Annotated in this window: 20 protein-coding genes, 1 riboswitch and 1 other annotated feature; of the genes, 16 read left to right on the top strand and 4 right to left on the bottom strand. The window is 36.0% G+C overall.

The features are described 5' to 3' along the window. Positions 1-23 precede the first annotated feature (23 nt). From mnmE to rpmH, 3 genes are all read right to left on the bottom strand, one after another. The gene (gene mnmE, locus CD155_RS00520; RefSeq protein WP_044466543.1) at positions 24-1403 is read right to left on the bottom strand and encodes a tRNA uridine-5-carboxymethylaminomethyl(34) synthesis GTPase MnmE; all 1380 of its coding nucleotides are present in this window, start codon (positions 1401-1403) and stop codon (positions 24-26) included. A gap of 156 nt (positions 1404-1559) precedes the next feature. Further along, entirely contained in the window at positions 1560-1907 is a 348-nt protein-coding gene (gene rnpA / locus CD155_RS00515; protein ID WP_070830586.1) for a ribonuclease P protein component, read from the bottom strand. Between the two features lie 107 nt (positions 1908-2014). Then, a complete protein-coding gene (gene rpmH, locus CD155_RS00510; protein ID WP_000240855.1) occupies positions 2015-2152 on the bottom strand; it encodes a 50S ribosomal protein L34 in 138 nt (45 codons plus the stop codon). 733 nt (positions 2153-2885) lie between these two features. Here rpmH and dnaA point away from each other — a divergent pair. From dnaA to gyrA, 6 genes are all read left to right on the top strand, one after another. After that, positions 2886-4241 (top strand): chromosomal replication initiator protein DnaA, encoded by a 1356-nt coding sequence (gene dnaA, locus CD155_RS00505; protein WP_103212239.1) that lies wholly within the window; start codon positions 2886-2888, stop codon positions 4239-4241. Between the two features lie 309 nt (positions 4242-4550). Then, positions 4551-5684 (top strand): DNA polymerase III subunit beta, encoded by a 1134-nt coding sequence (dnaN, locus tag CD155_RS00500; RefSeq protein ID WP_044466540.1) that lies wholly within the window; start codon positions 4551-4553, stop codon positions 5682-5684. A gap of 381 nt (positions 5685-6065) precedes the next feature. Then, positions 6066-6311, top strand: a complete 246-nt coding sequence (yaaA, locus tag CD155_RS00495; RefSeq protein WP_002445048.1) for a S4 domain-containing protein YaaA — start codon at positions 6066-6068, stop codon at positions 6309-6311. Next, positions 6308-7423 carry a DNA replication/repair protein RecF gene (recF, locus tag CD155_RS00490; protein WP_044466539.1) on the top strand — a complete coding sequence of 372 codons (1116 nt, stop codon included), beginning with the start codon at positions 6308-6310 and terminating at the stop codon, positions 7421-7423. Before yaaA ends, recF begins: the two co-directional genes overlap by 4 nt. A 10-nt stretch (positions 7424-7433) precedes the next feature. After that, positions 7434-9365: a DNA topoisomerase (ATP-hydrolyzing) subunit B gene (gene gyrB / locus CD155_RS00485; protein ID WP_002445044.1), complete on the top strand. Its 1932-nt coding sequence runs from the start codon at positions 7434-7436 to the stop codon at positions 9363-9365. A gap of 36 nt (positions 9366-9401) precedes the next feature. Beyond that, complete coding sequence (gene gyrA, locus CD155_RS00480) at positions 9402-12077, top strand: DNA gyrase subunit A (protein ID WP_103212238.1); 2676 nt, start codon at positions 9402-9404, stop codon at positions 12075-12077. Between the two features lie 75 nt (positions 12078-12152). Here the strand turns inward: gyrA and CD155_RS00475 are convergent, their stop codons facing one another. Then, the gene (locus tag CD155_RS00475; protein ID WP_002445041.1) at positions 12153-12965 is read right to left on the bottom strand and encodes an NAD(P)H-hydrate dehydratase; all 813 of its coding nucleotides are present in this window, start codon (positions 12963-12965) and stop codon (positions 12153-12155) included. A gap of 411 nt (positions 12966-13376) precedes the next feature. Here CD155_RS00475 and hutH point away from each other — a divergent pair, with 411 nt between their 5' ends. The 10 genes from hutH (at position 13377) to CD155_RS00425 (ending at position 26004) form a co-directional block, all read left to right on the top strand. Continuing rightward, entirely contained in the window at positions 13377-14882 is a 1506-nt protein-coding gene (gene hutH / locus CD155_RS00470) for a histidine ammonia-lyase (protein WP_103212237.1), read from the top strand. A gap of 76 nt (positions 14883-14958) precedes the next feature. Further along, positions 14959-15173: a binding site (T-box leader), on the top strand. 88 nt (positions 15174-15261) lie between these two features. Next, a complete protein-coding gene (gene serS / locus CD155_RS00465) occupies positions 15262-16548 on the top strand; it encodes a serine--tRNA ligase (protein WP_037541780.1) in 1287 nt (428 codons plus the stop codon). A 316-nt stretch (positions 16549-16864) separates the two neighbouring features. After that, positions 16865-17557: an AzlC family ABC transporter permease gene (locus tag CD155_RS00460; protein ID WP_103212236.1), complete on the top strand. Its 693-nt coding sequence runs from the start codon at positions 16865-16867 to the stop codon at positions 17555-17557. Beyond that, the gene (locus CD155_RS00455; RefSeq protein ID WP_103212235.1) at positions 17554-17883 is read left to right on the top strand and encodes an AzlD domain-containing protein; all 330 of its coding nucleotides are present in this window, start codon (positions 17554-17556) and stop codon (positions 17881-17883) included. The genes CD155_RS00460 and CD155_RS00455 overlap by 4 nt, the downstream gene beginning before the upstream one ends. A gap of 125 nt (positions 17884-18008) precedes the next feature. After that, positions 18009-18109, top strand: a riboswitch (SAM riboswitch). Between the two features lie 66 nt (positions 18110-18175). Beyond that, a complete protein-coding gene (gene metX, locus CD155_RS00450; protein WP_103212234.1) occupies positions 18176-19144 on the top strand; it encodes a homoserine O-acetyltransferase MetX in 969 nt (322 codons plus the stop codon). Positions 19145-19450: 306 nt separating this feature from the next. Beyond that, complete coding sequence (locus tag CD155_RS00445) at positions 19451-20377, top strand: YybS family protein (protein ID WP_103212233.1); 927 nt, start codon at positions 19451-19453, stop codon at positions 20375-20377. A gap of 28 nt (positions 20378-20405) precedes the next feature. Next, positions 20406-22373, top strand: coding sequence for a DHH family phosphoesterase (locus tag CD155_RS00440; protein WP_037541779.1), 1968 nt, complete (start codon positions 20406-20408; stop codon positions 22371-22373). Continuing rightward, positions 22370-22816 carry a 50S ribosomal protein L9 gene (gene rplI / locus CD155_RS00435; protein WP_002445026.1) on the top strand — a complete coding sequence of 149 codons (447 nt, stop codon included), beginning with the start codon at positions 22370-22372 and terminating at the stop codon, positions 22814-22816. The genes CD155_RS00440 and rplI overlap by 4 nt, the downstream gene beginning before the upstream one ends. Before the next feature lie 226 nt (positions 22817-23042). Further along, positions 23043-24443 carry a replicative DNA helicase gene (dnaB, locus tag CD155_RS00430; protein ID WP_002445024.1) on the top strand — a complete coding sequence of 467 codons (1401 nt, stop codon included), beginning with the start codon at positions 23043-23045 and terminating at the stop codon, positions 24441-24443. Between the two features lie 277 nt (positions 24444-24720). Further along, complete coding sequence (locus tag CD155_RS00425) at positions 24721-26004, top strand: adenylosuccinate synthase (protein WP_044466531.1); 1284 nt, start codon at positions 24721-24723, stop codon at positions 26002-26004. Positions 26005-26231: the final 227 nt, after the last annotated feature.

Here is a 26231-nt window from a genome sequence, read left to right as displayed (position 1 = left end):
TATTTATCACGTTTCTCACATCATTATTTACCTAAGCAGAATTGACTAAACAACTGATCAATGAGTTCATCACTAGCTGATTCTCCAATGATTTCACCAAGTATTTCCCAAGTACGTGTCAAATCAATTTGAACCATATCCATAGGTACACCTGATTCAGCTGCATCAATAGCATCTTGAATTGAATGTCTCGCTTGTTTTAGCAACGAAATGTGACGCGAATTAGACACATAAGTCATATCTTGATTTTGTACTTCTCCGCCAAAGAATAAATCTCGAATTTGAATTTCTAATTCATCTATACCTTCTTGTTTAAGCATAGACGTTTGAATTAATGGCATATCGCCAATCATTTCTTTTACTTCATTCATATCTAAACGTTGTTCTAAATCTGTTTTATTAATAATGACTATAACATCTTCATTTTTAATCACTTCATATAATGTTTGATCATCCTCTGTAAGAGGTTCGTTATTATTCAATACAAATAGTATTAAATCCGCTTCACTTAATGCTTTACGTGAGCGTTCGACACCGATTTTTTCAACAATATCTTCTGTGTCACGAATACCTGCCGTATCGACTAATCTAAGTGGTACCCCTCTTACATTGACATATTCTTCAAGCACGTCTCTTGTCGTACCAGCTACTTCAGTAACGATTGCTTTGTTATCTTGAATAAGATTATTCAACATTGAAGATTTACCTACGTTAGGACGACCAACGATGACAGTAGATAGCCCTTCACGCATAATCTTACCTTGCGTGCCTGTTTCTAACAGTCGATTAATTTCTTCTTTAATATTCTTAGACTGTTCGAGTAGAAACTCAGTTGTCGCATCTTCAACATCATCGTACTCTGGATAATCAATATTTACTTCGACTTGAGCGAGAATCTCTAATATGGATTGTCGTTGACCCTTGATTAAATCACTTAAACGACCTTCAATTTGATTCATTGCTACTTTAGATGCACGGTCTGTTTTAGAACGAATAAAATCCATGACAGCCTCTGCTTGTGATAAGTCAATACGACCATTTAAGAATGCACGCTTCGTATATTCACCAGGTTCTGCCATTCTTGCACCATATGTCATCGTTAGTTCTAAAATACGATTAATCGTTAAGATACCACCATGACAATTGATTTCAATAATATCTTCTCTAGTAAATGTTTTAGGTGCACGTAATACTGAAATCATTACTTCTTCTACTGTTTCATTCGTTTCAGGATCAACAATGTGCCCATAATTAATCGTATGTGTATCCACTTCTGCTAATTTTTTCTTTCCTTTATAAAGGGTGTCTCCAATTTCAATTGCTTGTGGACCTGAAAGGCGTACGATGCCAATAGCTCCTTCACCCATAGGAGTTGAAATACTTGTAATCGTATCAAAATCCATAAGAGTCTCGCCTCCTTATTCAAGTAAAAATTCATTATAACATTGTAAATTGTTTCATTATAAAAAGCTAATATACTGTTTAAACATCACTTTAGGTTAGTCTTACGTTTGTCTGCGGTAAGACTTCGGTCTGTGTTGACAAACCCGTCCCCTACCCTATTTAATCTTTTTATTGAAGACTTTTGCTATTTTAAGGACATGTTCTAAGCTACCTTGTATTTCAAGTGTTGTCATATCTTTTGCAGGTTGCCTAGCAATCACAATAATGTCTCTAGCAATAATATCTTCTTTATGCACTTTAAAATTTTCTCTAATCGCTCTTTTAATTCTATTTCTTGTTACAGCATTTCCTAATTTTTTTGAAACACTAATGCCTAATCGAAAATGTTTATTTTCACTATTATTATAGGTGTATACAACAAATTGTCTATTTGCGACAGATTTTCCCTTTTTATATATCGTTTGGAAATCTGAATTCTTCTTTATACGATATGCTTTTTCCACATAACATCACTCGCTTATTCAATTATCCATTATATGAATATTTTTATTTCAAATGAATCTTTCACTATATTAAAACGAAAAAAAAGACCACTGATGAGTCAGTGATCTTATGCTGATAAAACTTTACGGCCTTTACGACGACGGCGCGCTAAAACTTTACGGCCATTTTTAGTGCTCATGCGTTTTCTGAAACCATGAACTTTACTATGTTTACGTTTATTTGGTTGATAAGTACGTTTTACCATGCAAAACACCTCCATCTGTATTCAATTATCTAATATCTCCAATTTCATACCTAGAAACTGGCTCATATACATAGATAAATTATCAAAGTATGCACAGCCTATAGTACTGAGATACTTTTTGAGCAATTGCTCTCTTATTGTGTCTGCTATAAATAAATATTTTATTTAGCTCATTATTATCTAGTCATAATTCAAGCAACTACTACAATATAACAAAATCCCTTTTATAAAGCAAGATGATTTTATGACGTATCGCATAACTTTCACCTACATTATGTGATTTTAAATAGATAGCAGTCAAAATATGACTCTCATTTTCCGCATTATACATTTTTCATACATGTATTATAAATTATTTCCCAAGCGATTATTAAGAGAAGATGAAGAATTTATAAAGTTATCCACTTATTCACAAAAATGTTAGTATTTTCTGTGGATAAAGTATTCTTCATTCACACGGTTATACATTTTTTAGAAACATATTCACACCCATTTGACATCTGTCGAAGTTAAAAAGTATAATTATGTGGATAAGTCGTTCAAATTGTGATTTTATAAGGATTTATTTATCAAATTTATATACATAAACACTGTGAATAAATCATAGTATTGTATTAGTTATCCACTATCTGTGATTAACTTGTGGATAATTATTAACATGCTGTGATTATTTTTATCCACCGGTGTTATTTCTGTGTATAAGTCTAAAATTTTAAGAAAGATGGAGTTATTTATGTCAGAGAAGGAAATTTGGGACAAAGTTTTAGACATTGCCCAAGAAAGAATTTCACATACCAGCTATCATACGTTTATCAAAGATACGCAACTCTACTCACTTAAAAATGACGAAGCCATTATTTTAACAAGTCTGCCATTTAATGCGAGTTGGCTAAATCAAAGATACTCCGAAATTATGCAGGCTATTATATATGATGTCATTGGTTATGAAGTGAAACCCCATTTTATTACAGAAGATGAGCTTGCTAACTACAGTAATGCGACATCTCACGCAACTCAAGAACCTCAAACTGCTACTCCAACCCATGATGAAAATAATTGGGGAAAAGAACAATTTAATACGCATAACACATTCGATACTTTCGTAATTGGACCGGGGAACCGCTTCCCACACGCAGCAAGTTTAGCAGTAGCTGAAGCACCAGCCGAAGCATACAATCCTCTATTTATATACGGAGGCGTAGGTTTAGGTAAAACTCACTTAATGCATGCAATTGGTCACCATGTCCTTAGTAACCAACCGAATGCGAAAGTCATTTATACATCAAGTGAGAAATTCACTAACGAATTTATTAAATCAATTCGTGATAATGAAACTGAAGCTTTCCGTGAAAAGTATCGAAACATAGACGTGTTACTAATTGATGATATTCAATTCATTCAAAATAAAGAACAAACTCAAGAAGAATTCTTCCATACATTTAATGAATTGCATCAAAATAACAAGCAAATCGTCATTTCAAGTGATCGACCACCTAAAGAAATAGCTAAATTAGAAGATCGATTACGTTCACGTTTCGAATGGGGACTCATCGTTGATATCACACCACCAGATTACGAAACAAGAATGGCAATCTTGCAAAAGAAAATAGAAGAAGAAAATCTTGATATACCGCCTGAAGCACTCAACTACATCGCTAATCAAATTCAATCCAATATCCGTGAACTTGAAGGCGCGTTAACAAGATTATTAGCTTATTCAAAATTACAAGGTAAACCTATTACAACTGAATTAACTGCAGAAGCACTTAAAGATATTATTCAAGCACCAAAATCTAAAAAAATTACAATTCAAGATATCCAGAAAGTCGTAGGTCAATACTACAGTGTGCGAATTGAAGATTTCAGCGCTAAAAAGCGTACAAAATCTATTGCGTATCCTCGTCAAATCGCAATGTATTTATCTAGAGAACTTACTGATTTTTCTTTACCAAAAATTGGCGAAGAATTCGGTGGTCGTGATCATACCACTGTGATTCACGCACACGAAAAAATTGTAAATGACATTAAAGCAGATCCAACATTTAAACAAGAAGTCGAAAATTTAGAAAAAGAAATTAGAAATCAGTAGCGGGAAATAGTGTGACAAGTAGCAAATTACTAAGACAGAGATTTAAAAATATATATTTCGGGAATAATTACAACGAAAAAGAGCATATTAAATTTCTTGAAAAGGTTGAGGCCTAAGGTTAATAATTTGAGAAATTGTGGATAATGTTTAAAAGTAATACACAGCGTGCACAGTTTATCCACATGTGAATAACTGGGCGATTACAAACTTTTTAGGACTTATCCACCAATCCACAGCCCCTACTACTATTACTATGAATTTAAAACCTATATAATTATATATAAACGACTGGAAGGAGTTTAGAAATTAATGATGGAATTCACAATTAAAAGAGATTATTTTATTAATCAACTTAATGACACACTTAAAGCAATTTCACCAAGAACGACACTACCTATTTTAACTGGTATTAAAATCGATGCTAAAGATAATGAAGTGATTTTAACTGGTTCAGATTCAGAAATCTCAATTGAAATTACAATTCCTAAACAAATTGACGGTGAAGACATCGTTGATATCTCAGAAACAGGATCAGTTGTACTCCCTGGTCGTTTCTTCGTAGATATTATTAAAAAGTTACCTGGTAAAGATGTTAAATTATCTACAAATGAACAATTCCAAACGTTAATCACTTCAGGACATTCTGAATTTAACTTAAGTGGATTAGATCCAGATCAATATCCACTATTACCAGAAGTATCAAGAGATGATGCCATTCAATTATCAGTTAAGGTGTTAAAAAACATTATCGCGCAAACAAACTTCGCAGTGTCCACCTCAGAAACACGCCCAGTATTAACAGGTGTGAACTGGCTTATACAAGATAATGAATTAATATGCACAGCGACTGACTCACACCGCTTGGCTGTAAGAAAGTTACAATTGGAAGATGCTTCAGAAAACAAAAATGTCATCATTCCAGGTAAAGCATTATCTGAATTAAACAAGATTATGAGTGACAGTGATGAAGATATTGATATCTTCTTTGCATCTAACCAAGTTCTATTCAGAGTTGGAAATGTTAACTTTATTTCACGTTTACTTGAAGGTCACTATCCTGATACAACTCGTTTATTCCCAGAAAACTATGAAATCAAATTAGGAATTAATAACGGTGATTTCTATCATGCAATCGATCGTGCTTCTTTATTAGCGCGTGAAGGTGGAAATAATGTCATCAAACTAAGTACTGGAAATGAATTAGTAGAATTATCTTCAACATCTCCTGAAATTGGTACAGTTAAAGAAGAAGTTAATGCAAATGATGTTGAAGGTGGAAACTTAAAAATTTCTTTCAACTCTAAATATATGATGGATGCTCTAAAAGCAATCGATAATGATGAAGTTGAAGTTGAATTCTTTGGAACGATGAAACCATTTATTTTAAAACCAAAAGATGACGATTCTGTAACACAATTAATTTTACCTATCAGAACATATTAGTTTGTTATAATGAATGAGATAATTATAGAAAAGCTAAACCTGTTATATATTTAACGTAGAGGTTGTCCGAGTGACAATCTCTTTTTAGTTGGTTTAGATTTATTTTAAGGATACTGAGAGACGTTCTGTGAAACGATAATAAAATTCGAGAGGTAATCATCCTATTTGTTAAAATTAAGTAAAATGCCTCTCAAAAATCAAAATACACATGCATAGGTAATTAAAATTTCACTAATTTATAAACCGCTAAAAATGTATGAGAGGTAACGTAATTTTTTAGAAATAAAAATATATATCGAGTTAAGTGATTTCATTCTTTGTTTTACATGAAATCTAAGGCGAAAAAAGGTATAATATATTAATGACATATAAAGAAATGGAGTGATCATTTTGGTTCAAGAAGTTGTTGTAGAAGGAAACATTACTTTAGGCCAATTTCTTAAAACTGAAGGCATTATTGAATCTGGTGGACAAGCCAAATGGTTTCTACAAGATTTTCAAGTTTTAATCAATGGCCAACGTGAAACGCGTCGTGGTAAGAAATTAGAACACAACGACAGAATTGATATCACAGATTTACCTGAGGACACAGGTTCTTTTCTAATCATTCATCAAGGTGAACAATGAAACTCAATACACTCCAATTAGAGAATTATCGTAACTATGAAGAGGTTACATTAGATTGTCATCCAGAAGTGAATATTCTCATAGGTGAGAATGCGCAAGGGAAGACGAATTTACTTGAATCAATTTATACTCTAGCACTTGCTAAAAGTCATCGTACTTCCAATGATAAGGAACTCATACGTTTTAACTCTGATTATGCTAAAATAGAAGGTGAGCTGAGTTATAGACATGGCACAATGCCACTTACAATGTTTATAACTAAAAAAGGTAAACAAGTTAAAGTGAATCACCTTGAACAAAGTAGACTGACTCAATATGTGGGACACTTGAACGTCGTGCTTTTTGCACCGGAGGATTTAAATATTGTTAAAGGTTCTCCGCAAATACGTCGTCGTTTCATAGATATGGAGTTGGGACAAATTTCAGCCGTTTACTTAAATGATTTAGCTCAATACCAACGTATTCTTAAACAAAAGAATAACTATTTAAAGCAATTACAAATTGGACAGAAGACGGATACGACGATGTTAGAAGTTTTAAACCAACAATTTGCTCAATATGCTTTAAAGGTTACGTTACGTCGTGAGCATTTTATAAAGGAACTAGAAGAACTCGCACAACCCATTCATTCAGGCATTACTAATGCGCGCGAGAAATTAGCACTTAAATATTTACCTAGCTTAAAGTTAAGCGACTATGAAAAAGAAGAGTCAGAATTGCTAGATGAAGTGATGACATTATTGAACGATAACTTGAAGCGAGAAAAAGAGAGAGGTGTGTGTCTATACGGACCACATCGTGATGATTTAGGATTCAATGTTAATGGCATGGATGCTCAAATATATGGTTCACAAGGCCAACAACGAACAACTGCATTGTCAATTAAGCTAGCAGAAATTGAATTAATGAATATTGAGGTTGGGGAATATCCAATCTTGCTATTAGACGATGTGCTTAGTGAACTTGATGATTCACGACAAACGCATCTCTTAAGTACGATTCAACATAAAGTACAAACATTCGTAACTACAACGTCTGTGGACGGTATAGATCATGAAATCATGAATAACGCTAAGTTATACCGTATAAGTCAAGGCGAATTACTAAAGTAACAAGAAAGTGATGGTGAATACATTGTCAGATGTAAACAACACAGATAATTATGGTGCTGGACAGATACAAGTATTAGAAGGTCTTGAAGCGGTACGTAAAAGACCAGGTATGTATATTGGTTCAACTTCCGAAAGAGGATTGCACCATTTAGTATGGGAAATTGTTGATAATAGTATTGACGAAGCATTAGCAGGTTATGCTGATCAAATAGAGGTCATCATTGAGAAAGACAATTGGATTAAAGTTACTGACAATGGTCGTGGAATTCCTGTTGATATTCAAGAGAAAATGGGACGTCCTGCTGTCGAAGTTATCTTAACTGTACTCCATGCAGGAGGTAAATTTGGTGGTGGCGGATATAAAGTATCCGGTGGACTTCATGGTGTAGGTTCATCCGTAGTTAATGCACTTTCCCAAGATCTTGAAGTATACGTATATCGAAATGAAACGATTTATCACCAAGCCTACAAAAAAGGTGTACCTCAATTTGACTTGAAAGAAATTGGTGAAACGGATCAAACAGGTACAGCTATCCGCTTTAAAGCTGACGGCGATATCTTTACTGAGACAACGGTTTATAATTACGAAACGTTACAACAACGTATACGTGAACTTGCATTCTTAAATAAAGGTATTCAAATCACTTTAAGAGATGAGCGTGAAGAAGAAGTACGCGAAGACTCCTATCACTATGAAGGTGGTATTAAGTCTTATGTAGAATTGCTAAATGAGAACAAAGAACCGATTCATCAAGAGCCTATCTACATACATCAAACTAAAGACGATATCGAAGTAGAAATTGCCATCCAATATAACAGTGGCTATGCAACAAACTTATTAACTTACGCAAATAATATCCACACTTACGAAGGCGGTACGCATGAAGACGGCTTCAAACGTGCATTGACACGTGTATTAAATAGTTATGGAACGCAAAGTAAAATCATCAAAGAAGATAAAGATAGACTTTCAGGTGAAGATACGCGTGAAGGTTTAACAGCTATTATCTCAATTAAACATGGTGACCCTCAATTCGAAGGACAAACGAAGACGAAGTTAGGTAACTCTGAAGTACGTCAAGTTGTAGATAAATTATTCTCAGAACACTTTGAACGCTTTTTATACGAGAATCCTTCTGTGGGTCGTATTATTGTTGAAAAGGGTATTATGGCATCTAGAGCGCGTGTTGCAGCTAAAAAAGCACGTGAAGTAACACGTCGTAAATCAGCATTAGATGTTTCAAGCTTACCAGGTAAATTAGCAGATTGTTCTAGTAAAAATCCTGATGAAAGTGAGATTTTCTTAGTAGAGGGTGACTCTGCCGGGGGGTCTACTAAATCAGGTCGTGACTCAAGAACGCAAGCGATTTTACCGTTAAGAGGTAAAATCTTAAATGTTGAAAAGGCACGTCTAGATCGTATTCTAAATAACAATGAAATCCGTCAAATGATTACTGCGTTTGGTACAGGTATCGGTGGAGAATTCGATATTTCAAAAGCACGTTATCATAAAATTGTTATTATGACAGATGCGGATGTCGATGGTGCACATATTCGTACACTATTACTTACATTCTTCTATCGTTTCATGAGACCGTTAATTGAAGCGGGATATGTCTACATTGCTCAGCCGCCTTTATATAAATTGACACAAGGTAAGCAGAAATATTACGTATTCAACGATAGAGAATTAGATAAACTTAAAGCGGAATTAAATCCTACACCAAAATGGTCTATCTCTCGTTACAAAGGTCTTGGAGAGATGAACGCCGATCAATTATGGGAAACGACTATGAATCCAGAGCATCGCTCAATGTTGCAAGTGAGACTTGAAGACGCAATTGATGCAGACCAAACATTTGAAATGTTAATGGGTGACGTTGTAGAAAATCGTAGACAATTTATCGAAGATAATGCAGTTTACGCCAACCTAGATTTCTAAGCACTATGAACTGAACTTTTGAAGGAGGATCTCTTGATGGCTGAATTACCTCAATCAAGAATTAATGAACGAAATATAACCAGTGAAATGCGTGAATCATTCTTAGACTATGCCATGAGTGTTATTGTTTCTCGTGCATTACCTGACGTTAGAGATGGATTAAAGCCTGTACATCGTCGTATCTTATATGGTCTAAATGAACAAGGCATGACACCAGATAAACCGTATAAGAAATCTGCGCGTATCGTTGGGGACGTTATGGGTAAATATCACCCACATGGTGACTCTTCAATCTACGAAGCGATGGTTAGAATGGCCCAAGATTTCAGTTACCGTTACCCTCTTGTAGATGGACAAGGTAACTTTGGTTCTATGGATGGTGATGGCGCAGCAGCAATGCGTTACACAGAGGCACGTATGACTAAGATTACGTTAGAACTTCTACGTGATATCAATAAAGATACCATTGATTTTATCGACAACTATGATGGTAATGAAAGAGAGCCGTCAGTCTTACCTGCACGTTTCCCTAACCTTTTAGTGAACGGTGCTGCTGGGATTGCTGTAGGTATGGCGACTAACATTCCTCCTCACAATTTAACAGAAGTAATTGACGGTGTATTAAGTTTAAGTAAGAATCCAGATATTACGATTAATGAATTGATGGAAGATATTCAAGGTCCAGACTTCCCAACTGCAGGTTTAATTTTAGGGAAAAGTGGCATCCGTCGCGCATATGAAACAGGACGTGGTTCAATTCAAATGCGTTCACGTGCGGAAATTGAAGAACGAGGTGGCGGACGTCAACGTATCGTCGTGACTGAAATACCTTTCCAAGTCAATAAAGCACGTATGATTGAGAAAATCGCAGAACTTGTAAGAGATAAGAAAATTGATGGAATTACAGATTTACGTGATGAAACAAGTTTACGTACAGGTGTTAGAATCGTTATTGATGTGCGTAAAGATGCCAATGCGAGCGTAATTCTAAACAATTTATATAAACAAACACCATTACAAACATCATTTGGTGTGAATATGATTGCCTTAGTCAATGGCAGACCTAAATTAATTAATTTAAAAGAAGCGTTAATTCACTATTTAGAGCATCAGAAAGTAGTAGTAAGACGACGCACTGAATATAATTTAAGAAAGGCCAAAGATCGCGCACATATTCTAGAAGGTTTACGAATTGCGTTAGATCACATTGACGAAATTATTACAACAATTCGTGAATCTGAAACTGATAAAGTCGCAATGGAAAGCTTGCAAGAACGCTTTAAGCTATCTGAACGTCAAGCGCAAGCGATTTTAGATATGCGTTTAAGACGTTTAACAGGATTGGAACGCGATAAAATTGAATCAGAATATAACGAACTTCTTGAATATATTAAAGAATTAGAAGAAATTCTTGCTGATGAAGAAGTATTATTACAATTAGTTCGTGACGAACTCTCAGAAATTAAAGAACGCTTCGGAGATGAACGTCGTACTGAAATTCAATTAGGTGGATTAGATGATTTAGAAGATGAAGATTTAATCCCTGAAGAACAAATTGTGATTACATTAAGCCACAATAATTACATTAAACGATTACCTGTTTCTACATATCGTTCACAAAACCGTGGCGGACGTGGTGTGCAAGGTATGAATACGCTTGAAGAAGACTTTGTGAGTCAGTTAGTTACTTTAAGCACACATGATAATGTTTTATTCTTCACGAATAAAGGTCGTGTGTATAAACTTAAAGGTTACGAAGTGCCTGAGCTCTCTCGTCAATCGAAAGGTATTCCAATCGTTAATGCCATTGAGCTTGAGAATGATGAAACAATCAGTACGATGATTGCGGTTCGAAACCTTGAAAGTGAAGATGATTATCTTGTATTTGCTACGAAACGTGGTATTGTTAAACGTTCAGCACTTAGCAACTTCTCACGTATTAATAAGAACGGTAAGATTGCAATCAGCTTTAAAGAAGACGATGAATTGATTGCGGTTCGTTTAACTACAGGTAATGAAGATATCCTAATCGGTACGTCTCATGCATCATTAATTCGTTTCCCTGAATCAGCATTGCGTCCTTTAGGTCGTACTGCTGCCGGCGTGAAAGGTATTACATTACGTGAAGGCGACGTAGTTGTAGGACTGGATGTGGCTCATGCAGAAAGTGAAGATGAAGTCTTAGTTGTTACTGAAAATGGTTACGGTAAACGTACACCAGTAAGTGAATACAGATTATCAAATCGTGGCGGTAAAGGTATTAAAACAGCAACAATTACTGAACGTAATGGTAATATCGTATGTATCACTACAGTGACAGGTGAAGAAGACTTAATGGTTGTAACAAACGCAGGTGTTATCATTCGTCTTGATGTGGAAGATATTTCTCAAAATGGTCGTGCCGCTCAAGGTGTACGCTTGATGAAATTAGGCGAAGGTCAATTTGTTTCAACAGTTGCTAAAGTCAAAGAAGAAGATGAAAATGATGAGGACAATGAGGACTCAGATGAAACAACATCTTCTGAAACAGCAACGGAAGAAGTTGTAGATGACCAAACACCAGGTAATGCGATTCATACAGAAGTAGAAGAAGAGACATCCGAAGTTGAAACAGATGACAACGATGATAGAATCGATGTGCGTCAAGACTTTATGGATCGTGTAAATGAAGATATTGAAAGTGCTTCAGATAACGAAGACGACAATGAATAATAATATATGAAAAAATCAGGTTCTCGCTCTATATAGAGTAAGAACCTGATTTTTTTATAGCAATATAAGATTTGACTAACCTTCTAATTGTTTCATAACGTATGGAATCTCGCTAATTAAACGAGAAGGTGGCACGACGTACATAGTATCAGATAATTTCTCTCCGATATAACTATGAATGTAAGTGGCACTTGTAACAGCGTCTTTCAAACTATCGAATTGACCGACAAAGCTCGTAATCATGCCGGCAAGCGTATCACCCATACCACCAGTAGCCATTGCTGGTGTACCTATAGCTAATTTATAAGCATCATCTTTAAAGTAAATCTCAGTACCATGTTGCTTTAAAACTACTGTAGCACCAAGACGGTTAACCGCCTCTATATTACGTTCATACGTTTGTTCTTCTATTGGAATACCACTTAAACGTTCCCATTCTTTTTGATGTGGCGTGAAAATAACACGACACGTTGGAATTTGTGGTTTCAATTTACTAAATATTGTAATCGCATCGCCATCTACAATGAGATTTTGATGTGGTTGAATATTTTGAAGTAAGAAAGTAATCGCATTATTACCTTTGAAATCAACACCAAGACCAGGACCAATCAAGATACTATCTGTGGCTTCAATCATTTTCGTTAACATTTTCGTATCATTGATATCAATGACCATCGCTTCTGGACAACGAGAATGTAACGCTGCGTGATTGGTAGGATGTGTTGCAACAGTTATTAGACCACTTCCACTATATACACATGCACGTGCAGCAAGCATGATTGCTCCGCCCATATTAGCAGAACCGCCGATTAACAAGATTTTACCGTAATCGCCTTTATGTGTTTCGTCTTTTCTTATAGGAATATTAACAGAATCTAACGTTTCCATAATGACATAACCTCCATTAAAAAGTTACTTCCCGTTTACCATACACAAGACGCCCTACCGTCTTAAAATCACTTTATAACGCGATGTGTACAGTTATTTTCAAGAAGTTGAAGACCCATTAAAATTGCTCATTCTCTTTTAAATACAATAGAAAATACTATACCTGTAAATCACTTTCGTCAATAGGTATTTCAGAATTTAAAAAACGAAGTCATCCCTCTGTTTAAAATCTAAAAATGTCATAATCCAATTTTCTTTAAAAAATAAAAATGAGGCACCCAGATACTTTAACTAATTAAAATATTAAATTGATAATGCATTATAAAAATTTCAAAAAGTGTTGTGATTACAAAAATGAAAACGTATACTTTCCTATAATGGAGCTAAAATTTAAACAAAGGGGTTGTTCAAATGACATTATTCTTAAACGGGGAATCATTAACGATTAAAGAAATTAAGAAACTTCTAAATCAAGATTTACAAATTGATATTTCAGAAGATGCCATTGAACGTGTGAAGAAGAGTCGCCAAGTTGTTGAACGCATTATAGAGAACAAAGAAACGATTTATGGTATTACTACAGGCTTCGGTTTATTTAGTGATGTATTAATCGATCCAAGTCAATACAATGAATTACAAGTTAACCTCATTCGTTCCCATGCATGTGGTATTGGGAAACCATTTTCAGAAGAAGTGGCATTAGTAATGATGGTACTACGTTTAAATACATTATTGAAAGGCCACTCAGGAGTAACTTTAGAATTAGTAGATCAATTGAAGTTCTTTATTAATGAGCGCATTATTCCGGTCATCCCGCAACAAGGGTCATTAGGAGCTTCCGGTGATTTGGCGCCATTATCCCATTTAGTGCTTGCGCTTATCGGTGAAGGGGATGTTTATTATGAAAATGAACAAGTCGATAGTCGCCACGTATTAAATGAATTAGGACGTCAGCCATTAAAGCTACAAGCGAAAGAAGGCTTGGCACTTATCAATGGTACACAAGCCATGACAGCACAAGGCGTTATCAATTACATTGAAGCGGAAGACTTAGGCTATCAAGTTGAATGGATTGCGTCACTTACACATCAAGCTTTAAACGGAATCACTGACGCTTATAACCACAACGTCCATAAAGTACGTAATATTCAAGAGCAAGTTGATGTGGCGGCACGTATGCGACATTGGCTTGAAGATTCACAACTCACAACACGCCAAGCGGAATTACGTGTTCAAGATGCATATAGTTTACGCTGTATTCCACAAATTCATGGTGCAAGCTTCCAAGTTTTCAATTATGTAAGAGAGAAATTGGAATTTGAAATGAACGCTGCGAATGATAATCCACTCATTTTCGATGAAGATGACGAGACATTAGTCATTTCAGGTGGTAATTTCCATGGTCAACCTGTCGCCCTCGCATTAGATCATTTGAAATTGGGTGTCAGTGAGTTAGCAAACGTTGCTGAGCGTCGTTTAGAACGTTTGATTAATCCACAATTGAATGGTGATTTGCCAGCATTTTTAAGTCCAGAGCCAGGTTTACAAAGTGGTGCGATGATTATGCAATATGCTGCAGCTAGTCTCGTTTCTGAAAATAAAACCCTCGCCCACCCAGCGAGTGTCGATTCTATACCGTCTTCAGCTAACCAAGAAGATCACGTATCAATGGGAACAATTGCTTCAAGACATGGTTACCAAATGATTGAAAATGCACGACGTGTCATTGCAATTGAATGCGTGATTGCCTTACAAGTAGTTGAATATAAAGGTGTGGATAAGCTTTCATCAAAAACACGTGAGAAATATGAAGAATATCGTAAAATTGTGCCGTCTATCATACAAGATCGCCAATTTCATAAAGATATCGAAGCAGTTGCACAATATCTTAGAGATGATGCGTACAATAACGCATAATTTCAAATTAATTATCATAATTTTACAATTACTTGAAAAGTTCAAAAGACTTTGCTATATTAAAAATAACTTAATAAAACATTGTTCGTAGGCCAAGTAGCATTAATCACGCGATTTCAGAGAGCTTGTGGTAAGTGAGAACAAGTAATCGCTATTCATGTGAATCTACCTACTATATGAGAGCAATCGGTAATAACCGTTATTTTAGTTAAGTGCAATTTAAGGTAATCGATATGACGATTTATTTTAAATTGTTAAATAGGGTGGCAACGCGTAGACCACGTCCCTTGTCGGGGATGTGGTCTTTTTTTATTGTTTACCAGCACGAAGTCATCCAAAAATATAATATTTTAAACACTTGGGAAAGGATGAAGGTTACATGTTAGATATTCGTTTATTTAGAAATGAACCAGACAAAGTTAAGAGCAAAATTGAATTAAGAGGAGACGATCCTAAAGTAGTCGACGAAGTTTTAGAATTAGACGAACAACGTCGTCAATTAATCGGTAAAACAGAAGAAATGAAAGCAAAACGTAATAAAGTCAGCGAAGAAATTGCACAGAAAAAACGTAACAAAGAAAATGCTGACGACGTAATCGCAGAAATGCGTAACTTAGGAGACGAAATCAAAGAAAATGATGCGAAATTAAATGAAGTAGATAATAAAGTAAGAGATATTTTAATTCGCATTCCAAACTTAATCAATGATGACGTACCTCAAGGTGAATCAGATGAAGAAAACGTTGAATTGAAAAAATGGGGTACACCTCGTGAATTCAATTTTGAACCTAAAGCGCACTGGGATTTAGTAGAAGATCTTAAAATGGCAGACTTCGATCGCGCTGCTAAAGTATCAGGTGCCCGTTTCGTATATCTAACAAATGAAGGTGCACACTTAGAACGTGCATTAATGAACTACATGCTTACTAAACATACGACACAACACGGTTACACTGAAATGATGACACCACAACTTGTAAATGCAGATACAATGTTTGGTACAGGTCAATTACCTAAATTCGAAGAAGACTTATTTAAAGTTGAAAAAGAAGGTTTATATACAATCCCAACTGCTGAAGTACCATTAACAAACTTCTACAGAGACGAAATCATTCAACCAGGTGTATTACCTGAAAAATTCACAGGACAAACAGCTTGTTTCCGTAGTGAAGCAGGATCAGCTGGACGTGACACAAGAGGTTTAATTCGTCTACACCAATTCGATAAAGTTGAAATGGTACGTTTCGAAAAACCTGAAGATTCTTGGGATGCTTTAGAAGATATGACACAAAACGCTGAAGCAATTTTAGAAGAATTAGGCTTACCATACCGTCGCGTAATCTTATGTACTGGTGATATTGGTTTCAGTGCTAGTAAAACATATGACTTAGAAGTATGGTTACCAAGTTATAATGACTACAAAGAAATTAGTTCTTGCTCAAACTGTACTGATTTCCAAGCACGTCGTGCAAACATTCGCTTCAAACGTGACAATTCAGCTAAACCTGAATTAGCACACACTTTAAATGGTAGTGGTTTAGCAGTAGGACGTACATTCGCAGCTATCGTTGAAAACTATCAAAATGAAGACGGTACAATCACAATTCCAGAAGCATTAGTACCATTCATGGGTGGAAAAACTAAAATTGATAAACCAACAAAATAATAAACACAAAGGGTTCAATTAAAAGACAAAATCAATTTAAGTCTTATAGGCAATGACTGAATAAGTCATTGTCTTTTTTTTAATACTTTTAAAACAAAAATAGGGGAGGGGGAGCCCTTAAATAAACTCAAATTTGAGAGGTAAGTCTAAAAGAAGAAACAAAATTCTGAAATTTTATAAACGCATTCATAACAATACTTATGAGTATTAGGGTTGTCTAACCTCACACAAACCGGTGTCTTAAGATATTGAATATAAAGAATAAATATATTAGACTTACTTTACTATTTTACCGGGAAGAATGGAGGCTGAATAAATGGCGCATCTTACATTTAAGCAAGGGGTAAGAGAATGTATTCCTACATTATTTGGATACGCTGGCGTAGGTTTGTCATTTGGTATTGTCGCAGCCTCTCAAAAATTTAGTATTTTAGAAATTATTTTATTATGCCTTATTATTTATGCAGGTGCAGCGCAGTTTATCGTTTGTGCTTTATTAATTGCTGGCACGCCCATATCTGCAATTGTCCTTACAACACTTATCGTTAACTCAAGAATGTTCCTATTAAGTATGACCTTAGCACCTAACTATAAGCATTACGGCTTTTGGAATAGGGTAGGACTCGGCACATTACTCACCGATGAGACTTTCGGCGTTGCAATTACTCCTTATATTAAAGGCGAAAAGATTAATGATCGATGGCTTCATGGTCTCAATATTACAGCTTATTTATTTTGGACCATTTCATGTGTGGCAGGCGCATTATTTGGTAAATACATCTCTAATCCCAATGCGCTCGGTTTAGACTTTGCCATTACTGCAATGTTCATCTTTTTAGGCATCTCTCAATTTGAGTCAATTAAGAAATCACGCCTTAGAATTTATATTTTATTAATTATCTGTGTTGTTGTGATGATGCTTACATTAAGCTTAATGATGCCATCATATGTAGCGATATTAATTGCAGCAACTGTGACGGCAGCTTTAGGGGTGGTGATAGAAAGATGAACACAGATTTACATACATTCACACTTATCATTTTATGCGGAATTGTAACGCTACTGATGCGAATTATTCCATTTATATTAATTTCGAGAGTGCATTTACCAGAAATTATCGTTAAGTGGCTCTCGTTCATTCCAATCACACTATTTACTGCACTTGTCATCGACGGGGTCATTCAACAACACGACAACGCATTTGGATATACGCTAAATCTTCCATATATTGTCGCTATCATCCCCACTGTCTTTCTCGCTATCTTCACTCGCAGTCTGACTTTAACAATTGTTGGCGGTATCATTATTATTGCTTGTTTACGCTTTTTCTTTTAATTTCTGAAAATGACAGCAAAACATTGAAGTCATAAAAGAAGTTAGATAAAATCGAATTAATTAGAAAATTTAGAAAATTGAAGTTGGAATTAACAACAGTAATATCACACAACTAAATTGATGAAATCTTATTTCGAGAAGCTGAGGGAATTGGCCCAACGATGCTTCAGCAACCGACTAGCAATAGCACGGTGCTACAACCAACGAGTATCTCGAATGATAAGTACTGAATCGCTTCTTACTTGTTCATTTGAGTAAGAAGCTTTTTTAGTAAGAGGAGGTAGCGATAAGGATGACGAATTATAAAGTAGATACGTTAGAATTAGGCACATTTACAACTGAATCTGGCGAGACAATAGACAATTTGAAACTACGTTACGAACATGTTGGATACCCAGGGCAACCACTTGCAGTCGTGTGTCATGCATTAACAGGCAACCACTTAACCTATGGCACCGATGATCAGCATGGATGGTGGCGCGAAATTATTGATGGTGGTTATATCCCTCTTCACGATTACCAATTTCTAACATTCAACGTTATCGGTAGTCCCTTCGGCTCAAGTTCCAAGCTCAATGACCCTAACTTTCCAGAGCACCTCACGTTAAGAGATATTGTTAAAGCGATTGAGAAAGGTATTCATGCGCTCGGTTTCAAGAGGATTAATATTCTTATAGGTGGTAGTCTCGGTGGTATGCAAGCAATGGAATTATTATATAACAATCAATTTCATGTCGATAAAGCCATTATTTTAGCTTCAACGGATAAGACGTCATCTTATAGTCGCGCATTTAATGAAATTGCACGCCAAGCCATTCACCTTGGTGGAAAGGAAGGCTTAAGTATTGCGCGTCAACTCGGTTTCTTAACGTACCGTTCTTCGAAAAGTTATGATCAACGATTTACGCCAGAAGAAGTTGTGAGTTACCAGCAACATCAAGGCGATAAATTCAAAAATCGTTTCGACTTAAAATGCTATTTAACACTGCTGGACGTCTTAGATAGTCATAATATTGATAGAGGACGAGATGACGTAGACGAGGTGTTTCAATCATTAGAAACTAAAGTCTTAACCATGGGCTTTATAGATGATTTACTTTATCCTGATGACCAAGTCAGAGCAGTAGGGGAGAGATTTAAATATCATCGTCATTTCTTTGTACCTGATAACGTAGGCCATGACGGCTTCCTCCTCAACTTTAACGATTGGGCACCCAATTTATATCACTTCCTAAACTTAAAACAATTTAAAAGGAAATAAACACCCGATAGAGTAATAATATTTATAAGGTTGAACTTAAGGCAAAAGTTTTATTTTGAACGGGTAAATAGAGTATTGGTAGCGACACGCCTGCAGGAATAGCATGCGTCTTGAGACTACAGGCTCAAGCCATGCCCGCGGCAAGGGAGCTAAGCAATACTAAATGACCGCCTCATTACAATAAAGGATTACAATCGCCTATTGCGATTGCATAAGTCATACTAACTAATGACGATGTCATTAGAAGTATGACTTTATTGTTAATTTTTGGCAAAGAGGTTAAAATAGAGGTTATAGTCAAAAAGTATGGGAGTGGCGTGTGTGTTTTCAAAAATACAACCTAAAGCAACTATTATTGCAACAATTTCATTACTTATAGTCGCTTTAGTAACACATGTATTACCTATTCTCGGCTTAATTTTATGTTTATTTGCAACGATTCCAGGCATCGTGCTATGGAATCGATCTGTACAATCATTTGGAATTAGCGCATTAGTAACAGTTATTCTTACAACGTTATTAGGTAATACATTTGTCTTAAGTATGATGGTACTGATCTTAATTTTAAGTTTTATCATCGGACAATTACTTAAGGAAAGAACTTCAAAAGAAAGAATTCTATATATTTCAACGGCTTCAATCAGTTTAATCACATTGATTGGATTCATGTTATTACAATCATTTGAGAAAATCCCAAAAGCAGCCGTATTAATTAAGCCATTTAAAGATGCAATTCATGATGCCGTCTTAACAAGTGGAGTAGATTCTAACTATAGACAGATGTTTGAGGAAGTTTTCCGACAATCAACGGTTCAACTCCCTAGCTATCTCATTATAGTCATTTTCCTTTTAATCTTAATTAATCTGATTATTACATTTCCAATTTTACGAAAATTCAAGGTCGCAACACCTATTTTTAAACCATTATTTGCTTGGCAAATGAGCCGTACATTATTATGGATTTATCTTATAGTTCTCATATGTGTTATGTTTGCGAACCAACCAGGCACATTCCAAAGCATCGTTTTAAACTTTGAAATTGTGTTATCATTAGTGATGTATATCCAAGGTTTAAGCGTCATTCATTTCTTTGGTAAAGCTAAGAAATGGCCGAATGCCTTAACGATATTCTTGATGGTGATAGGGACATTAATTACACCACTCACACATATCGTAGGATTACTTGGCGTTATTGATTTATGTATTAATTTGAAACGAATAATAAAAAAATGATTATTAAATAGTGATTAGAGGTGGAAAAATGAACCGTCAATCCACTAAAAAAGCGCTACTCATACCATTCATATTAATGGTACTTACAGCCATTGCATTAGTCATCGTATGGTTTATTTTCAACCAAATCGTCGCAGGCATTGCTGCAGCAATCCTCGTCGTGATGATTATCATTAGTGGCGTGTTATTGAGACAAGCTTTTCTTAAAATGGATAATTATGTGGATGATTTAAGTGGTCATATCTCGGCAAGTAGCAATAAAGCAATCAAGCATTTGCCTATAGGGATGATAGTGTTAGATGAGAATAATCACATTGAGTGGATGAACCAATTCATGACAGAGCACGTTGAAACGAATGTGATTTCTGAGAATGTAAACGAAGTCTTTCCTAACATATTAAAACAATTAGAAAAGGTTCAAGAAGTAGAAATAGAACATAACAGCTATCATTATCACGTGCGTTATTCAGATAATGAACATTGTTTATACTTCTTCGATATCACAGAAAGTGTACATACAAGCGAATTGTATGAGGATTCAAAGCCAATCATCGCAACGTTATTCTTAGATAACTACGATGAAATTACACAGAATATGAACGATACACAACGTTCAGAAATCAACTCAATGGTTACACGTGTAATTAGCCGTTGGGCACAAGAGTTTAACATTTATTTCAAACGTTATAATTCAGATCAGTTCGTTGCCTATCTCAATCAGAAGATTCTAGCAGAACTTGAAGATTCAAACTTTGAAATTTTAAGCCAGTTAAGAGAGAAGAGTGTCGGTTACCGCGCACAACTTACACTAAGTATAGGTGTCGGTGAAGGGACAGAGAACCTTATCGACCTCGGTGATTTATCACAATCAGGTCTAGACTTAGCACTCGGACGCGGTGGTGACCAAGTTGCCATTAAGAATATGAATGGTAACGTTCGTTTCTACGGCGGTAAGACTGACCCGATGGAGAAACGTACACGCGTACGAGCTCGAGTGATCTCTCACGCATTGAAAGATATCCTCACTGAAGGCGACAAAGTAATTATTATGGGACATAAACGTCCTGACCTAGATGCAATTGGGGCAGCTATTGGAGTGTCACGCTTTGCATTAATGAATAACTTAGAAGCTTATGTCGTTCTAAACGAGTCTGATATCGACCCAACATTACGTCGTGTAATGGATGAAATTGATAAGAAACCTGAATTGAAAGAGCGTTTTGTCACATCAGATGAGGCTTGGGATATGATGACATCTAAGACGACAGTCGTTGTCGTGGATACGCACAAGCCTGAGATGGTCTTAGATGAAAATGTTTTAAATAAAGCAAACCGTAAAGTGGTTATTGACCACCATAGACGTGGCGAAAGCTTTATTTCAAACCCATTATTGGTATATATGGAACCATATGCAAGTTCGACTGCAGAGCTTGTTACTGAATTATTAGAATATCAACCGACTGAACAAAGACTGACACGTTTAGAATCAACAGTCATGTATGCAGGTATTATCGTAGATACGAGAAACTTCACATTAAGAACAGGTTCAAGAACATTTGATGCGGCAAGTTACTTACGTGCACATGGCGCAGATACAATCTTGACTCAACACTTCTTAAAAGATGATGTAGATACGTATATTAATCGTTCTGAGCTAATTCGAACAGTAAAACTACAAGATCATGGCATAGCAATTGCACATGGCTCTGATGAGAAAATCTATCATCCTGTGACGGTTGCACAAGCAGCCGACGAGTTGTTAAGTTTAGAAGGTATCGAAGCATCTTATGTTGTAGCAAAACGTGAGGATAATCTCATTGGTATCTCTGCACGTTCACTAGGTTCCATCAATGTCCAATTAACAATGGAAGCATTAGGTGGCGGTGGACACCTTACAAATGCAGCTACACAAATTAAAGGTGTTACTATAGATGAAGCAATAGAACAATTACAACAAGCAATTACAGAACAAATGAGTAGGAGTGAAGACGCATGAAAGTAATTTTCACACAAGATGTTAAAGGTAAAGGTAAAAAAGGCGAAGTGAAAGACGTACCTGTAGGTTACGCAAATAACTTCTTACTTAAAAACAACTATGCTGTAGAAGCAACTCCTGGTAACTTAAAACAATTAGAACAACAAAATAAACGTGCTGAAGCGGATAGACAACAAGAAATTGATGAAGCTAAAGCATTGAAAGAAAAATTAGAAAATATCGAAGTGGAAGTATCAGCTAAAACAGGTGAAGGCGGTAAATTGTTTGGTTCAGTTAGTACAAAACAAATTGCCGAAGCACTTAATAAGCAACATGATATTAAAATTGATAAACGTAAAATGGATTTACCACAAGGTATTCACGCATTAGGTTACACAAACGTACCAGTTAAACTAGACAAAGAAGTTGAAGGTACAATTCGAGTACACACAGTAGAACAGTAATTTAAACCGTTATTATAGTGATGTTTATAGAATTAACGGATATCTATCATTCACTCACTTTGTTGCGACGCTTTCCCAGGGCACAAGATCAGCCTATAGTCTTCGCTTAGCGCTTTTCCCTCGGGAGTCGCGTAACATTGTTCGTTGATTTAAATTCACTATAATAATCTCATTACTGAATTTCGAAATAATAAAGATGGATTGAAATAAGAGGTGTAAGCAAACAATGGATGGAATGTATGAGCAAAATCAAATGCCACATAGCAATGAAGCTGAACAATCTGTCTTAGGTGCCATTATTATAGATCCAGAATTGATTAACACAACTCAGGAAGTCCTTCTTCCTGAGTCGTTTTATAGAGGCGCCCATCAACATATCTTCCGCGCAATGATGCATCTGAATGAGGACAACAAAGAAATCGACGTTGTTACACTCATGGATCAACTCTCAAGCGAAGGAAGTTTAAGTGAAGCGGGCGGTCCACAATACCTCGCAGAACTATCGACAAACGTACCGACAACGCGTAATGTTCAATACTATACAGATATTGTCTTTAAACATGCGTTGAAACGTAAATTAATTCAAACTGCTGATAGTATCGCGAATGATGGCTATAATGATGAATTAGAACTAGATACCATTCTAAGTGACGCCGAACGACGTATCCTTGAACTTTCTTCTACAAGAGAAAGTGATGGATTTAAAGATATTAGAGATGTCTTAGGTCAGGTTTATGAAACAGCCGAAGAACTCGACCAAAATAGTGGTCAAACGCCTGGTATTCCAACAGGTTATCGAGATCTTGACCAAATGACAGCAGGCTTTAACCGTAATGATTTAATTATATTAGCGGCGCGTCCTTCAGTAGGTAAGACTGCCTTCGCACTTAATATCGCACAAAAAGTAGCGACACACGAAGATATGTTTACAGTTGGTATCTTCTCTCTAGAGATGGGTGCTGACCAACTTGCAACACGTATGATTTGTAGTTCAGGCAACGTTGATTCTAACCGTTTAAGAACAGGTACAATGACTGAAGAAGACTGGAATCGTTTTACAATTGCGGTAGGTAAATTATCACGCACTAAGATTTTCATAGACGATACACCAGGTATTCGTATCACTGATTTACGTTCTAAATGTCGTCGTCTTAAACAAGAACACGGCCTCGACATGATTGTGATTGACTACTTACAATTAATTCAAGGTAGTGGATCTCGTTTCTCAGACAACCGTCAACAAGAAGTCTCTGAAATTTCACGTACACTTAAAGCAATTGCGCGTGAACTTGAATGCCCAGTGATTGCATTGAGTCAGCTTTCACGTGGTGTGGAACAACGTCAAGACAAACGTCCGATGATGAGTGACATTCGTGAATCTGGGTCAATCGAGCAAGATGCTGATATCGTCGCTTTCTTATACCGTGATGATTACTATAATCGCGGTGAAGGTGATGAGGACGACGATGATGCAGGTTTCGAACCTCAAACAAATGATGATAACGGCGAAATTGAAATCATCATTGCTAAACAACGTAACGGCCCGACAGGTACCGTTAAGCTTCATTTCATGAAACAATATAATAAATTTACTGACATTGATTATGCTCATGCAGAAATGTCATAAAATATTTTTTCCGTACGATAAACTAATTACAAGTTTTATTGTACGGTTTTTATTTTGATTTACTCCTATAAAATCATTTGAAGTATGTATATCATTTTCCGGAAAATAAACCTAAAAGCACTGATATAACAATACTCAACCCCGCATAAAAGTAAAAACAAAATTAACAAATTGCAAACAACCTATAGCAATTTAATGTTCGATTTTTATTTGCAAATTCATAATCATATTGGTAGAATATCTAATGGTTAAATGAGAAAAACTTGGAGGTGCTCTTATGTCATCAATCGTAGTAGTTGGGACACAATGGGGAGACGAAGGTAAAGGTAAAATTACAGATTTCTTAGCAGAACAAGCAGATGTGATTGCAAGATTTTCAGGTGGTAATAATGCGGGACACACAATTCAATTTGGTGGAGAAACGTACAAATTACATTTAGTACCATCAGGCATTTTTTATAAAGATAAATTAGCAGTTATTGGTAATGGTGTAGTAGTAGATCCAGTCGCATTATTAAAAGAATTGGACGGTTTAAACGAACGTGGCATTTCAACAGATAACTTACGTATTTCAAACCGTGCACAAGTCATCTTACCTTATCACCTAGCTCAAGACGAATATGAAGAACGTCGTCGTGGAGATAATAAAATCGGTACAACGAAAAAAGGTATCGGCCCAGCTTACGTAGATAAAGCACAACGTATTGGTATTCGAGTAGCAGACTTATTGGAGAAAGACACATTCGAACGCCGTCTTAAAGAAAATATTGAATATAAAAATGCGTATTTCAAAGGAATGTTCAATGAAACATGCCCTACGTTTGATGAAATCTTTGACGAGTACTATGCAGCAGGTCAACGCTTAAAAGAATATGTCACAGATACAGCTAAAATTTTAGACGATGCAAACGTTGCAGATGAAAAGGTATTATTCGAAGGCGCACAAGGTGTCATGTTAGACATCGACCACGGCACATATCCATTCGTTACATCTAGTAACCCAGTTGCAGGTAACGTGACAGTAGGTACAGGAGTAGGTCCTACATCAGTATCTAAAGTTATTGGCGTATGTAAATCATACACATCACGTGTAGGTGATGGTCCATTCCCTACTGAATTATTCGATGAAGACGGACATCACATTAGAGAAGTTGGTCGTGAATATGGAACAACAACAGGACGTCCACGTCGTGTAGGTTGGTTCGACTCAGTTGTATTACGTCACTCACGCCGTGTAAGTGGTATTACAGACCTTTCAATCAACTCAATCGACGTTTTAACTGGCTTAGATACAGTTAAGATTTGTACAGCTTACGAATTAGATGGCGAAGAAATCACTGAATACCCTGCAAACTTAGATCAATTAAGACGCTGTAAACCAATCTTTGAAGAACTTCCAGGTTGGACAGAAGACATTACAGGATGCCGCAGTTTAGAAGAACTCCCTGAAAATGCACGCAAATACTTAGAACGCATTTCAGAATTATGTGGCGTACACATCTCAATCTTCTCTGTAGGCCCAGACCGCGAACAAACAAACTTATTAGAACAATTATGGTAAAACAAGATATAAAAGAAAGAGGTCGGGACAAAAGTGTTTAGGATTTGAGCAGAACCGAACGATGAGCAAAATTGTTTCTCAAATTTTGTCGAATTGTGAGTGTTACTGCCGAAAATCCTGCTTTTGGGACGCCGTTAATCGGTTTCCCAGAGCATAAACGTTAAAGGTCTCTGCTCCTTAAAAGACCGATTCGTCTTATTAAAGCGAGTCGGTCTTTTACTTTATAT

Origin of the sequence: Staphylococcus caprae, assembly GCF_002902725.1 — a bacterium.
Taxonomy (GTDB): domain Bacteria; phylum Bacillota; class Bacilli; order Staphylococcales; family Staphylococcaceae; genus Staphylococcus; species Staphylococcus caprae.
This window is presented reverse-complemented; position numbering and strand designations above follow the sequence as displayed.

Bases quoted from the DNA above. Each gene is read 5' to 3' on its own strand.
- mnmE (WP_044466543.1), bottom strand. From the start codon at position 1,403: ATGGATTTTGATACGATTACAAGTATTTCAACTCCTATGGGTGAAGGA.
- rpmH (WP_000240855.1), bottom strand. From the start codon at position 2,152: ATGGTAAAACGTACTTATCAACCAAATAAACGTAAACATAGTAAAGTT.
- dnaA (WP_103212239.1), top strand. From the start codon at position 2,886: ATGTCAGAGAAGGAAATTTGGGACAAAGTTTTAGACATTGCCCAAGAA.
- dnaN (WP_044466540.1), top strand. From the start codon at position 4,551: ATGATGGAATTCACAATTAAAAGAGATTATTTTATTAATCAACTTAAT.
- recF (WP_044466539.1), top strand. From the start codon at position 6,308: ATGAAACTCAATACACTCCAATTAGAGAATTATCGTAACTATGAAGAG.
- gyrB (WP_002445044.1), top strand. From the start codon at position 7,434: ATGGTGAATACATTGTCAGATGTAAACAACACAGATAATTATGGTGCT.
- gyrA (WP_103212238.1), top strand. From the start codon at position 9,402: ATGGCTGAATTACCTCAATCAAGAATTAATGAACGAAATATAACCAGT.
- CD155_RS00475 (WP_002445041.1), bottom strand. From the start codon at position 12,965: ATGGAAACGTTAGATTCTGTTAATATTCCTATAAGAAAAGACGAAACA.
- hutH (WP_103212237.1), top strand. From the start codon at position 13,377: ATGACATTATTCTTAAACGGGGAATCATTAACGATTAAAGAAATTAAG.
- serS (WP_037541780.1), top strand. From the start codon at position 15,262: ATGTTAGATATTCGTTTATTTAGAAATGAACCAGACAAAGTTAAGAGC.
- CD155_RS00460 (WP_103212236.1), top strand. From the start codon at position 16,865: ATGGCGCATCTTACATTTAAGCAAGGGGTAAGAGAATGTATTCCTACA.
- CD155_RS00455 (WP_103212235.1), top strand. From the start codon at position 17,554: ATGAACACAGATTTACATACATTCACACTTATCATTTTATGCGGAATT.
- metX (WP_103212234.1), top strand. From the start codon at position 18,176: ATGACGAATTATAAAGTAGATACGTTAGAATTAGGCACATTTACAACT.
- CD155_RS00445 (WP_103212233.1), top strand. From the start codon at position 19,451: ATGGGAGTGGCGTGTGTGTTTTCAAAAATACAACCTAAAGCAACTATT.
- CD155_RS00440 (WP_037541779.1), top strand. From the start codon at position 20,406: ATGAACCGTCAATCCACTAAAAAAGCGCTACTCATACCATTCATATTA.
- rplI (WP_002445026.1), top strand. From the start codon at position 22,370: ATGAAAGTAATTTTCACACAAGATGTTAAAGGTAAAGGTAAAAAAGGC.
- dnaB (WP_002445024.1), top strand. From the start codon at position 23,043: ATGGATGGAATGTATGAGCAAAATCAAATGCCACATAGCAATGAAGCT.
- CD155_RS00425 (WP_044466531.1), top strand. From the start codon at position 24,721: ATGTCATCAATCGTAGTAGTTGGGACACAATGGGGAGACGAAGGTAAA.